Here is a 13,555-nt window from a genome sequence, read left to right as displayed (position 1 = left end):
ACGTGCGATGAGGACCTCAGAACTACTTTGGCATCTCGCCCACCGCTATGGTCTGGGATCGTCGTTCACCGGCGTGTGGGTGGAGAACCGGGAAATCCCGGAGACCGTCCGGCTGCTGGGCGCCGACACCACCACCGGAGTGGACTGCCGTTGGGCCGACCTGCGCAGAGAGCGGGAAACCGGCAACGACCAGGGATTCCTCTGGGCCGGACGGCTCAACAGCCGCTGGACCCAGCTCATCCACGTCGGCCAAGAGGCCCTGGACGCACTGCCGAAACTGTCCGAAGGGAGCAGAAGAGCGCTGCTCATAAGCTGGCATGTGAACAGCACCGGAAACCTCCTCTATGCGAAGGACGGGGATTACACGACAATTTTCGACATCACGCGACCGGCCCGGCGAGGAGGCGCCGATCCACATGCTCTCGACCGATACGCCGAGGGGTTGACGTTCGATACCCACGACACGTCGTGGGAAAACGATCCAGAGCTTCCCGCAGGATGGCTGGAGTATTGCCAATGGGAAGAGTCGCGTTCGGAGACGGGAGCGTCTGACGACGACTACGACAACATGCCTCCCGAGTGGACAGGCTTCCTCGAACTGGCGGCCAACGGATACAGCCCGCCGCTGGCTACCTGCATGGCCTCCGCGTTCGTCCTCGTGGGACGCATCGTGGGCCGGGAGCTGGATGAGGCCTGGATGGAAGGGGTGCACACCCGTTTCGCCTTCACCGATCATTGATCCGAAGGCCCGCCCAGCTCAGGTCGCGGGATGACTGCGAGGGCGGATGGGCGGGCCTCCGGACTCGTTCTGCGTTGACTTCGACCTCGGACGGCACCGCCTCTGCCCGAACCAGGTCGACGGGTGCAGCACGGAGTCCCCCTCGTGGGCAGTCCGTGGCGACCGCTCTACAAGCGGCCCTTCCAGACTCGGCGGCTTCGGGATCACGGTCGAGATCCAGGTGCTGCCGTACGACATGGCCGACCGCGGACCGTTCGCCAAAGACCCTGGACACGCCGCCTACGACCTTGCGCTGATCGACCTGGGCGATCCTTCGCAGTGGCCAGAGTGCTGGACAGGTACGCGGACAACTTCCTGGTTCCGCAGCCGCGCGGCGGCGAGGGCGGGGCGGGTGTGGCAGATCGCGGTGCAGGTACGCCGCGGGGCGGCGGCTGCCGGAGCAACTCGCGATGCACGCCGTGGTGGCGGAGCTTCAGCTTCATCACCGGGAGACCAAGACACCGGGCTCGTCGGCCGTGCCACCGATTCCAGACGTGTGTGCAGGCGTTGAAAGAGCGTGCTGAACAGCAGGCTGCCGACGAGTCGGCCGCGGGCGACGCCTGGGTGAGTGATGATCTCGTGGCCACGACCAAGCACGGCACGCCGTACGAACCACGCAACTTCAACCGGCACTTTCATGCCGCCTGCCGGCATGCCGACGTGCGACTGATCAAGGTTCACGACACGCGCCGCATGTGTGCCTCGCTCCTGGCCGCGCTGTAACTGCTGAGATTCAGGGTTTATGCCCTGTGACCTACAGCTTCGCCCTCGCGGCTTCTCAACGTTGCCTACGTGATCGCAAGGTGATGTGCCCTGCGTAAACCGCACTTCGGTCTTGTTCCATCTCGCTCGAACGGACGGGCGAGGGGTCCCTACGCCCGTCCGATGTCAATGTCCGACTTTCACAGATGCGTCTGAATTATCAGTCACCGGTACACCGATCGAACAAGATGCCCTCCTCGCAGACCTGAATAGAGGTAGGAGTCTTTGAGTAACTGCGCTGACCACAGCCAGGTGCTGACCCGTTGCTGTCCCAGACGAGGCGGTCACCGCCGAACCACCCGTAGACGCCGCGTCGGTCAGGCTCCTTATCACATACGATCACGTCGCGCCCGTCATGACAGGCGAAGTTCGCTCCCAGCCGCACGCAAGTCGGTGCGGCGGATGCTGGCGCTGCGGTTGTCAGTGTGAGCAATGCTGCGCCGACTGCCGCCAGGGCGGCTGGTTTTCCGACCTTCCTCACTCCTCTTTCACCCCTGCACTCCTTCCGTTGCGAACTGAACGTCAGGATTTCAGGGCCTCGTCATAATCCTGTCATAGCCCTACTGCACGCCACTCCGACACCCAACCTGATCGCACCAATCCATCCTTTCTGCCGTCGACTCGACCCACCGCAGAGCGACAGCGGACTGGCGGGGCGATAGGACTCGAACCAGATCACGCTGTTTAGATCGGTTCACGCCGGTCCCGACTCGATGTCGGCCCAGTCATCCGAATCCAGATCCGTTCAGACCCGTTCACCTGGCATGGCTCCCGCATTGCCCCTCTTCGGGCGCTCAGCCAATCACGGCCATAGCGCAGGACTAACCCGCCTACGTGACGAGTCGTCCATATGTCATGCCACGACTCCCCAAGCGCCAGTGGACCCAGTGACCAGCTATTTAAGCATCGGGATCTCCCGCTGGGTCGTCTGGTCTATGAGCCGTCGATCACCCAATGGGTTCTTGAGGCGAAGCGAAACCTTCCGATAGTAACCCATGTCCGTGTGCGCTATTCCTTCCCCCCAGGGAAACAGCGGCTCACAGTTATCGCGAACCCTTATCCCAATGGTTACGTCGGTAGTCTGTTCGGAGACTGTTGAAGTAGTTACTTCTTGACAGGAAGACCCCTGCGCGGCGACAGTGACCGTCTTTCCGTCGGGAGATATAGCCGCATATGCGATGCCATACCACTGCGATTGTCGGCCACAGGCACTCAGCGTGACAACGACACCAACTGTCGCTATCAGATATCCAGCAGTCCGAGTGCCAGTGGCCATTTGCTTGATCTTTCTGGTAAGGGAAGCTTACGTTTCTTCATGTCACCGTCCGAACACCGGCATCGCGATCATGCTGTGACCGAAGGGGCCGCCAGGGAGGCTCGTTCGTGCTGGTTCACCTCACGTGGCTCCCAACCTGGCTTCCCTTGAGTTCTCAGCCGATCACGTTCTCAGGATGTCCAGCGCCAGAAGCAGCGTGCCAAGGCCGATCGCTATCGCTCCCGCCACCAGTCCCGCCACCGACCTGCTGCGGTTGGACACCGTGGAGATCGTGGGCTTCCTTCGCACCCCCGGCCATGCCAGCGCTGCCGCCACGATCCCAAGAGCCAGCATCGTCCAGTTCGGCGTCCCCAACTTCGCTCTCAGCGGGCCACCGGCGAAGATGGCGAGACAGGCGACGATCAGAGAACCGAGACCCAAACGATCGGATAATCGCGTCATGGCGAGCGAGTGTAGATCACTCACCTGTCATTCCATCGATCAAGCGAGAGACGCGGAGCCGGGCTCTTGCGCTAAGGCCAGGGCGTCAAGGTGTCGTTGACACTAACCGGGCCAAATACAGTGGAACATTGCCCTTCTTGGCCTGCCCGTCTGCCGTCGTCCCACCCGAAGGGGTAGCGGGCCGGCCGCAGGGCTGCCCGGCCGTGCGTCCGTTGTCAGGGCCGCGATGAAGAGGAGGCGGCCTCGCGGCTGGTCTCCTTGGGCTTTGTCCTGGGACGGCGGCAGGCGGGTAGGCTTCCACGGCAACCCGATCAGACGGGCAGGGGAACGATCTTGGCTGCCCGGAGCCGGAGCGCCCCCGCTAGAGGCATGGGGTAAGGCCCTGTGACCGCGCACGCGTGCGCTGACCGGCTCGGCCCCGTGACCTGAGAAGTGCGCCCTCCTCCGTGACCAGGCTGTACCGTCGCACGGCGGCCCCGTTCCACTCGTCCGCGCCAGCCGTCCGGCGATGCCGCTCGAGGCATTGCCACGACCGACGCCGCACCTGCAGCTTTCCAGGCCAGCCCTCGACAGCGCTCGGTCCTGATTTCTGTCGTACGCGGCTCTTAGATTCGGCGTCATGGATGAGATGCCCACGAACGGGCGGCTGACATTGCGTAAGATCCGGGCACGTTACCCGAACGCGTACGAGCGGTGCTGTCCGTCTGACGATGCGCAACTTATGGCGGGCTACCGTGACGGTCGTAGCGTTGAAGACCTTGCGGAGGAGCTCGGTCGTCAACCCAGCCCGATCGAGTCGAGGCTTGCCAAGCTTGCACTCCGCGTTCTTCGTGCATCCGCTGATGTGGATGCATCGGCTTCCGCCTCCGAGACTCCAGATCCTTTCTAAGGTGGCCCGGGATTTTTGGTGCGTACCGACGCGCCGCCGGCGGGGCTGGAACCGCCGGGGTACCGCCTGGCGCTTGCGCCATTCGGCGGCGGGGTTCCCGAGCGGCGGCCCTGTTGGGCCTGGCCCCTGGTCGGCGGTGCGAGCGGCCCGCCTTGAACTTGAAGACGTACAGAAAGTTCTCACACAGCACACAAGCGATGTCTGTCGGGTCCCGAGACCTGGCACACGCAAGCGATGCCCGTCAGCGTCTGTCAGATGGCATAGTCACCCGGAAGATCAAAAAGGTCACATCCCATGTTGGGATGTGACCCTTGACCTTGGTGGGCGATACTGGGATCGAACCAGTGACCTCTTCGGTGTGAAGGAAAACCGGGGAGTCTGGAGACGTCGATCTGAGTCGATCGGGGGGCTTCTCACCTCGCCAAACACTCCAGGGAAGACGCGGGTAATCCGAGGAAGTCACACAGTGTTGGCTCCCAAGATTGGCTCCCTGCGGCTCCTTCTTACGAGAGGGAGGTTGTCATGTCTGCAAGATCAATGAGCGCTCCAGCCCAGGACATCGGTCGCCCCGGAGGGCGACCACCACCTACATCACCCCGGCGAAGCTGACCGACTAGGTGCGGGTTGCGACCCTCGGTCGTCCCTGAGGGTGACCGCCACTCCAACGGCCAGTACGCCACCAGCCCGGACGTGTCGTTGCGACCCTCGGTCGCCCGGAGGGCGACCGCCACGAAGCGTACCGAGTGGCTCGCCGCGCGCGGCTACCAGTTGCGACCCTCGGTCGCCCCGGAGAGCGACCGCCACGAGTCCGCGCCGGGTTTTAGAGCCCAGTCCAGGTTGTTGCAACCCTCGGTCGCCCCGGAGAGTGACCACCACTCTTGCTGCGGCGGCTCACCGAGCTCGGGCGCGCACGTGTTGCGACCCTCGGTCGCCCCGAAGGGCGACCGCCCCCCGATCTCGGCCGCTATTCCGTTCCTGTTGCTGAAGGGTTGCGACCCTCGGTCGCCCCGGAGGGCGACCGCCACATTCTGGACATGGTGGGGAGCCTCCCCCGCATGGAGTTGCAACCCTCGGTCGCCCCGAGGGCGACCGCCACGTCGGCGGACACGCCCGAACGATCCCGAACAACTCGGTTGCGACCCTCGGTCGACCCGGAGGGGCGGCCGCCACCTGCTCAGTGAACTGGGCATCGTGAACGTACTGGTTGTTGCGACGCTCGGTCGCCCCGGAGAGCGACCGCCACAGACGCGGTGCCGCCAAGCTTCAGACGCCCTGTTGGTTGCGACCCTGGGTCGCCCCGTAGGGCGACCGCCACCCCGGCGCGAAGGCACCGACTCACAGCCCTTCCTTGTTGCGAACCTCGGCCGCCCCGGAGGCGACCGCCACTAGATGGCCTTACGGTGTTGCATGTCGTACGCGGAGTTGCGACCCTCGGTCGCCACGTTGCCGGGCGGAGGACATCAGCGGACCCAGCTTCGCGTTGCGACCCTCGGTCGCCCCGAAGGGCGACCGCCACATCAAGCCTTGCACGTTCTGACGGCCGATCTCGGCGCTGCGACCCTCGGTCGCCCGGGAGGGCGACCGACACCCGATCAGGACGGCGATCTTGCCGTTGCGGGCATCATCGTTGCGACCCTCGGTCGCCCCAGAGGGCGACCGCCACCGCCACATCGTAGGTGCCGTACGCCATCGTAGTTGCGGCCTTCGGTCGCCCTGAAGGGCGACCACCACCCGCTGGATTATGCGGTACGCGGTCTGGTCGTTGCCATTGCGACCCTCGGTCGACCCGGAGAGCGACCGCCATCCGTCACCATCCCGGCCAGAGCTGTGTCCAGGTCGGTGTTGCGACCCCCGGTCGCCTTGGAGGGCGACCGCCACACGAGGCCGTCACCCGGCCGTGCCGCCACCATGCCTCGTTGCGCCCCTCGGTCGCCTCGAACGGCGACCGCCGCGGTACAGCCGCTCTTCGCGCTTCTCGCACACGTCGAGATTGCGACCCTCGGTCGCCCCGGAAGACGACCGCCACTTGCACGAGCCCGCCTTGGCCGCCGAGCACGCTGTCGTTGCGAACCTCGGTCGCCCCCGGAGGCGACCGCCACCGGGAAAGACGCCGCAGCCCGCTGACCAGACGAGACTGTTGCGGCCCTCGGTCGACCCGAAGGGCGACCGCCACCGCGAGAACATGACCACCACCGTCACGTGGCAAGAGTTGCGACCCTCGGTCGCGCCGGGGCGACCGCCACGTCGCCGCCGAGACGCAACGCCAGTTGGCCGCGTACCTGTTGCGACCCTCGGTCGCCCCGAGAAGCGACCGCCACCTGCATGGCGAGCGCCTGCCACTGGGCTGCCTGGTCGTTGCGACCCTCGGTTGTCACCCCGGAGGGCGACCGCCACCTCGTGGCCGCCGGAGCGTCTTTGCCCAGTTTGAGGTTGCGACTCTCGTTCGCCCCGAAGGGCGACCGCCACCCCGGAGATCTTCGGAGCGCTGGAGCGGTCCCTGGAGTTGCGATCCTCGGTCGCCCCGGAGGGCGACCGCCACGCGGCCATGGCCCGGAACCGGCCGATCAGCTCGGCGTTGCGACCCTCGGTCGCCCCGGAGGGCTACCGCCACTACACCAGCAGCGAGCAGGATCTGCTCAACCAGCTGTTGCGACCCTCGGTCGCCCCGGAGGGCGACTGCCACAGCATCTGAGCAGGCGTTATGCCTTTCTCGGTGCCGCTGCGAAGACTTGCGAATTCACTTATCAAGGAACAATTGGGGCAATAATTACTTGGGGACCTACCGCGTGTCGCTATGCGCCCACAAGCTTTCGGCCACGCACACCCCTTACCTGGAGGATCCGTGCGAGAGCTGAACTTTAGAAGACGGCGCCGACAGTTTCGCCGCGTTCCGCCAAATCGGCGCCAACAACATCAATTGCTAACGTTGGGCAGGGTCGGCAACTCAGGCGGCCGACCCTGTGTCACTGCTTCCCGCTGGCCATCCATGATCATAATCGCGATCCACAACCGGCTTTGTGGCCAGAAAGCGGCATGCCTGGTACGCGCCGTCGTCGTCACTTCGGGCGGCTTCACCATGATCAAGCTTGGCGTTCATCATCATATTGAGCTCCAAGCAGGCGAGAGGTTAATTGTCGGTAGCCCCTTGTACGGTTTCGGGCCATGAAGACAGTTAGCCCCGCCCAGCGCGACTCAGGTCCCGACGAATGTCCGTTATGGGCACATAGCCGCGCCAATAGGACTGACCGCAGGCACCTTCTTGAGGATCATCTCCGGTCGGTGGCCTGGTGGGCGGGGCAGTTCGCCGAAGCGTTCGGCGCTGACCAGCTTGCCTATTGGCTGGGGCTGACGCATGACTTCGGGAAGGCTGCCGATATTTGGCAGCGGAGACTGCTTGAGGTGGAAGGCACCGATGATCCTGTGGGGATCGATCATCGAGCGGCGGGGACTCGGTTCTTGGTAGACCAGCTCGGGTTTGACGCGTTCGCCCTACCGGTCTATGGCCATCATGGCGGGTTAGATCATCCGAGCGCGATGGCAAACTTCCTGGCGTCTCCTCCCTTGGATGCTGTGCATGAAGAGCAAGCGCTCCAGCGTCTGCGGTCGCGTCTTCCTGAACTGGCTACGCCGACGGCTCCGATCTGGCCGCCGTGCGCCTCTGATGCACTGGGTGCTGAGCTGCTGACGCGGATGTTGTTCAGCGCCTTAGTCGACGCGGACCACTTGGATACCCAGGTTCATTTCGGTAAGCGACGTGAGCATGTTGCTACCCCGGTGGCTGCGGCTCAGCTGCTGGACCGGTTCGAGGCTGGGCGCAAGGCCAAGCTTCGCGATCGACTCGATCGGACACCGAGTCCGGTCGATCCGCTGAGGAACGAGGTGTACGACGCGTGCGTCGCCGCGGCATCGCACAAACCGGGGTTCTTCAAGCTGGCGGCGCCGACCGGTCTCGGCAAGACGATCTCCAGTGCGGGGTTTGCGCTGCATCACGCGGTAGCGCACGGGTTGCGCCGGGTGGTGGTGGCGGTGCCGTTCATCTCGATCACCGAGCAGAACGCGAACGTGTATCGCGACCTCATGCGCTCGACCCCACAAGATTCGGTGGTGTTGGAGCATCACAGCAGTGTCGCGTTGGAAGGCCCGGGCAGCCGGTGGCAGCGGCTGGCGGCCGAGAACTGGGATGCGCCGTTCATCGTGACCACGACGGTGCAGTTGCTGCATTCGCTGCATGATCGACGGCCATGGGCGATGCGCAAGCTGCACCGGCTGGCTCGCTCGGTCATCGTGCTGGATGAGATTCAAGCGTTGCCGGTGCACCTGCTGATCCCGATCTTGGCGATGTTGCGTCAGCTGGTGGAGCACTTCGGGGTCACGGTGGTGCTGGCCTCGGCGACTCAGCCGGAGTTCTGGGATCTGCCGCCACTCCGTGAGGTGCAGGCGGTGGAAATCCTGCCAGATCCTGCCGACCTGCAGCGGCGGCTGCGTTCTATCCGGCCGATGCGTTACCGGTGGGAGGTGAGTCCCCGCCCATCGCTGAAGCAAGTAGCCGTCATGGTGGCCGCAGAGCCGACCAGGCAGGTGCTCACCGTGGTGAACACCGTCGATCACGCCCGCACCGTGTATGACCTGCTGAACCAGGAGCGGTCGGGGACGGTACGGCATCTCTCCACCCGGATGTGCCCCGAGCATCGCCGCGATGTGCTTGCAGACGTCGAGGCGACCTTGAAGCGAGAGCCGGCCGAGCCGCTGTATCTGGTGTCCACCCAGCTGATCGAGGCGGGCGTCGATCTGGACTTCCCAGTCGTCTACCGAGCGATGTCGCCTGCGGAATCGATCCTGCAGGCCGCCGGTCGGTCCAACCGGGAAGGACGACGGCCCGAGGGCGGCCTCGTGGTGATCTTCGATCCGGCTGAGCAAGCCATGCCAGCCAGCTACGGGCTGCCTGTCGCCGAGACCCGCCGCCGATTCGGCCCTGCCAAGCAGACCGAACCAGACGACCTCCAAACGCTGGCGGACTACTTCCATGGCTACTATGCCACCCTGCCGGATAAGGCTATGGGCTCCGAGCTGCTGGCCGCTCGCGCTTCCTGGGACTTCCCGACGGTGGCCAGAGACTTCCGGATGATCGACGAGGACGGCATCCCAGTCGTCGTGCGGTACCACAACCCCCACGCCAACGAACGGCCGGATCCGATCGACAGCTGGCTTCAACAGTTGCGGCGTGACCCCGCCCGCGGGCATGTGTGGCTGCGCCGCCTTCAGCCCTACACCATCTCGCTGCCCAAGAGCCAACTCACCAAGCCGCACGTGGCAGCCCTGATGCGTCCAGTCATCGGCGATCTGTACGAGTGGATCGGCGACTACGACCTCAATACCGGCATCGTCATTCCCGCCAAGGAGGAGAGCGCGTGAGCAAACCCGCCCGCGAGTCCTATCCCGCCCTCGTTATGGAGGTGCGCGGAGACTTCGCCTGCTTCACCCGTCCGGAGCTAAAGGCCGAACGCGTCAGCTATCCGGTGATGACACCCAGCGCCGCCCGCGGCGTGCTCCAGGCGATCTTCTGGAAACCGGAGTTCGACTACCGGATCGAGCAGATCGACGTGCTCAACGAGATCAAGTGGTTCAGCATCAGGCGCAACGAGGTCACCGACGCGCCCAGCCTCAGCACGGTACTCAAGGAGGGTCGCCGCTACCATTTCCGCGCCCCAGACAAGCGCGACCAGCGCAACACCGTGGCCTTGCGCGACGTGGCCTACCGCATCCACGCCCAGATAGAACTCAAGCCCCACGCCACCGCTCACGTGGCCAAGTACCGCGACCAGTTCCACCGCCGGGTCGAGCGCGGAGCCTGCTTCACCCACCCCTACCTGGGCACCCGTGAGTTCTCCTGCACCGACTTCAGCACACCCGACTACAGCAATCAGCCCATCAAGCGCAGTGAAGATCTGGGCGTCATGCTGCTGCGCATCGACTACGACACCCCCGCTCCGCGCTCGCTCTGGTTCACCGCCCAACTGCACCAGGGCGTCTTGAAGGTGCCGCGTGAAGGCATCCACGACCCGGCCCGGGATGCCGAGATCGACACCGCCGAACGGCGGAGGGCCTGATGCTCCTGACTCGCCTCCAGCAATACGCCACCGCCCACCCCGAGCACATCCCGCCGCCCTTCCACATCCAAACCGGTGTGCATTGGCTCGTCGACCTGGACGGACGCGGCTACCCGGCCGCAGGACCGGTCGCCGAGCTCGCGCCGATCCGCGATCCCGGTGATCCCAGCGGACGGCGCGGCCTGCCTATGGTGGTGCCCAGCCTGGGCCGCACCTCGGCCGTCGTACCACTACTGGCCTGCGACAAGATCGAGTACGCGCTGGGCTGGCCCGACCCCAAAGACGCCGACGACGAACGCAAACGCGCCCGAGCGCACCGCTACCACCAGGCATTCATCGACCTCGTGTGCGCCTGGGCAGACCACGACCCCCACGAGCCTGCCGCGCAAGCCCTACGCGCCTTCCTCACCTCCCAGGGCGTTGGCCACATCCAGCCGCCGGAACACTTCACCTCTGGCCAGATCGTGATGTTCCGCATCGACGACCAGCCCGCCCACGCAACCGCCAGCGCCCGCGCCTACTGGAGCCTGGTCGCCTCGCAGCGCAAATCCTCCGGCGCCCACGACCGCTGCCTGATCTGCGACACCGTCCAGCCGGTACTACAACGAGCCCCACGCCCCGTCCGACCCGGCCTGATACCGACCGTGGGCCACGACCCGTTCAGCAAGACCGAGCGTAAACGCGGCAACTCCGCCTCCCTGGTGAGCGTCAACCAGCCCGCTCAGGGCTTCAACCTTGTCACTGGCCTGCAGCACACCCCCCTGTGCGAAACCTGCGTCGAGGGCTACACGGGCACGCTGGAACACCTGCTGCAACATCCCAACCACCGGCGCACCATCGGCGACACCGCGATCATCTGGTGGATCGTGCCAAACGACCGCACAAGCAACCCGGCCGTCCCGCAGAGCGGGGCCCCCATCCAGCTGCTCTTCAAACCTGATCCCATAAAGATCGCCACCATGCTAGACGCGCCCCGCGCCGGCGCTCCCATCGTCGCCGGCACTTCACACACCGAACGTTTCTGCGCGACCACCCTGTCCAACAACTCCGCCCGGATCATGGTCCGCGACTGGATCGACATCCCTCTGCCCGAGGCGGAACAACACATCGCGTCCTGGTTCTCCGACATGCTCATCACCGACCCCTGGACAGGCCAGCGACGCTTCCCCTCCCTATTTCGCCTAGCCCTGGCACTCGGACGCTGGCAGCCCGGCAAGAACGGTGCCCGTGGCAACTACGCCCCCTTCGGCGCCAAGGGCGCCCAACGCCCCGTCTGGATCCAACGCGAACTCCTACACTCCGCCCTCAACGGCACCCGACTGTCCTCCGCCATGCTGGCCCACCTGCTGCTACGCGTCCGCACCGACGGCGGGTTCGACCTCACCCGCCAAGCCCTGATCCGGCTCTGCCTGACCCGCTGCCATCCCAACCAAGCCCGGAGGCTTCCCATGGCCCTCGACCCCAACGACGACACCCCCGCCTATCTGGCCGGCCGCATGTTCGCCGTTCTGGAGTCCCTCCAATACGCCGCTACCCGCGCGGGTGGCGGACAGCTCAACACCACCCTCGGCGACCGCTACTTCAGCCGTGCCGTCACCAGCCCAGCCTCCGCGCTGATCCCCGCCGTCCGCGGTTCCCGCGCCCACATGAAGAAGCTACAAACCCGCGACCGCAAGGCCTACGCCGACTTCTTCGCCCGCAACCTCAACGACCTCATCGGCCGGCTACGCCCCTTCCCCACCTCCCTGACCCTGTACGACCAGGGACTATTCCTCAACGGCTACGCCGACCAGCGCAACCACGACATCGCCCGCGCCCGCACCCGCCGCCTGGCCGCCGACGACCTCATCCCTGACAGCGCCGCCGACGATCCCAACACCGACGCAGAACCCGGCACCACCCCCGACACCGACAACTCCGTCGCCCTGGAGGACTGACCATGACCGACCAGATCCCCACCCACCTCGACCCCGCCCACCGCCACGACATCGTCATGCTCTTCGACGTCCACGACGGCAACCCCAACGGCGACCCTGACGCCGGCAACCAACCCCGCCTCGATGCCGAGACCTACCAGGGCCTGGTCACGGACGTCGCCCTCAAACGCAAGATCCGCGACACCATTCCCCTGCTCCACCCCGACGACCCTCGCTACAAGATCTTCATCGAGGCTGACGTTGCCCTCAATAGCCAGATCGAACGGGGCTTCGCCGGCGCCGGCGTCAAACCCAGCAAGAAGGCCACCCCCCAAGAACGCGACGCTGTCCACAAGTGGATGTGCGACAACTTCTACGACGTCCGCCTCTTCGGAGCCGTCCTCTCCACCGGCGATGCCCAAGCCGGACACGTCCGCGGCCCCCTCCAATTCGCCTTCTCCCGCAGCATCAGCCCCGTGTTCCCTGTCGATCACGCCATCACCCGCATCACCCAAACTCGCCAAGCCGACATCGACAAAGGCGAACGCACCGAAATGGGTTCCAAATGGACCGTTCACTACGGTCTGTATCGCGTCCACGCCTACTACAGCGCCGCCCGAGGTCTCCAAACCGGCATAACCAGCCAAGACCTCGACACCCTCTGGCAAGCTCTGACCAACATGTTCGATCACGACCGCAGCGCCACCCGTGGCGAAATGGCCATCCAGGGCCTCTACATCTTCAGCCACGACAACGCCTTCGGCCGCGCCCGCGCAGCAACTCTCTTCGACCGCATCAAGGTCACACCCCTGAACCAGAACGTGCCCCGATCTATCGATGACTACAAAATCGAAATCAACGACACAGACCTACCAACTGGAATCACACTTACATCGCTCATCTGAGGCGAAGCAGGCCGCGAGGCATTATGCACTAACTGCAAGGCAGCGCCAGCTGCACCTGGTGCTGCCCACTACAGCATTACCAGGCATCTGATGATCGTCCTTACAGACGGCCGAGAACTGAAGCGGAACGAGGACCGGAGCCTGGGTCACGTGAGTCGCGTATCGAAACTTGAGAACTGAAGACAGAAGCAAGACACAGTCAAGCAAGGCGGTCGTCCTCACCGGCCGAGTATCGAAACTTGATGGCGAGTGCGACGGGGGTCAGCTGGCGGGGGGGGGGGGGGGGGGGGGGGGGGGGGGGGGGGGGGGCGGGCGGGGGGCGCCGGGGGGGGGGGGGGGGGGGGGGGGGGGGGCCCGCCCCCGCGGGGGGGGGGGGGGGGGGGGTCGGCGCCGCTCCCGCCGGGCTGGCTCACGGGGCTGGCCGGGAAGGTGCCGCTGGCGGCGGGGGCCGCCGGGAAGGAGCCGGTGCCGCTCCTGGGCG

8 protein-coding genes are annotated in these 13,555 nt (G+C 65.3%); 7 read left to right on the top strand and 1 reads right to left on the bottom strand.

Translation table 11 applies throughout. The features are described 5' to 3' along the window. Window positions 1-7: 7 nt before the first annotated feature. Together ACIHFD_RS36605 and ACIHFD_RS36600 are read left to right on the top strand one after the other, a co-directional pair. Window positions 8-739, top strand: coding sequence for a hypothetical protein (locus ACIHFD_RS36605; RefSeq protein WP_397370889.1), 732 nt, complete (start codon window positions 8-10; stop codon window positions 737-739). A 537-nt stretch (window positions 740-1,276) separates the two neighbouring features. Beyond that, window positions 1,277-1,501: a hypothetical protein gene (locus ACIHFD_RS36600; RefSeq protein WP_397370888.1), complete on the top strand. Its 225-nt coding sequence runs from the start codon at window positions 1,277-1,279 to the stop codon at window positions 1,499-1,501. Between the two features lie 1,477 nt (window positions 1,502-2,978). Here the strand turns inward: ACIHFD_RS36600 and ACIHFD_RS36595 are convergent. Next, window positions 2,979-3,281, bottom strand: coding sequence for a hypothetical protein (locus ACIHFD_RS36595; RefSeq protein ID WP_397370887.1), 303 nt, complete (start codon window positions 3,279-3,281; stop codon window positions 2,979-2,981). Window positions 3,282-6,649: 3,368 nt separating this feature from the next. On the opposite strand from ACIHFD_RS36595, the gene ACIHFD_RS36590 reads away from it, so the two are divergent. The 5 genes from ACIHFD_RS36590 (at window position 6,650) to cas7c (ending at window position 13,074) form a co-directional block, all read left to right on the top strand. Continuing rightward, window positions 6,650-6,838 (top strand): hypothetical protein, encoded by a 189-nt coding sequence (locus tag ACIHFD_RS36590; protein ID WP_397370886.1) that lies wholly within the window; start codon window positions 6,650-6,652, stop codon window positions 6,836-6,838. Window positions 6,839-7,308: 470 nt separating this feature from the next. After that, entirely contained in the window at window positions 7,309-9,558 is a 2,250-nt protein-coding gene (gene cas3, locus ACIHFD_RS36585) for a CRISPR-associated helicase Cas3' (protein WP_397370885.1), read from the top strand. Continuing rightward, complete coding sequence (gene cas5c / locus ACIHFD_RS36580) at window positions 9,555-10,253, top strand: type I-C CRISPR-associated protein Cas5c (RefSeq protein ID WP_397370884.1); 699 nt, start codon at window positions 9,555-9,557, stop codon at window positions 10,251-10,253. The genes cas3 and cas5c overlap by 4 nt, the downstream gene beginning before the upstream one ends. Further along, window positions 10,253-12,190, top strand: coding sequence for a type I-C CRISPR-associated protein Cas8c/Csd1 (locus ACIHFD_RS36575; protein WP_397370883.1), 1,938 nt, complete (start codon window positions 10,253-10,255; stop codon window positions 12,188-12,190). The genes cas5c and ACIHFD_RS36575 overlap by 1 nt, the downstream gene beginning before the upstream one ends. A 2-nt stretch (window positions 12,191-12,192) precedes the next feature. Next, the gene (cas7c, locus tag ACIHFD_RS36570) at window positions 12,193-13,074 is read left to right on the top strand and encodes a type I-C CRISPR-associated protein Cas7/Csd2 (protein WP_397370881.1); all 882 of its coding nucleotides are present in this window, start codon (window positions 12,193-12,195) and stop codon (window positions 13,072-13,074) included. The last annotated feature ends 481 nt before the right edge of the window (window positions 13,075-13,555 follow it).

The organism is Nonomuraea sp. NPDC051941, assembly GCF_044593615.1.
Note: the sequence above shows the minus strand (reverse complement) of the source record. Positions and strands in the feature narration are given on the sequence as shown.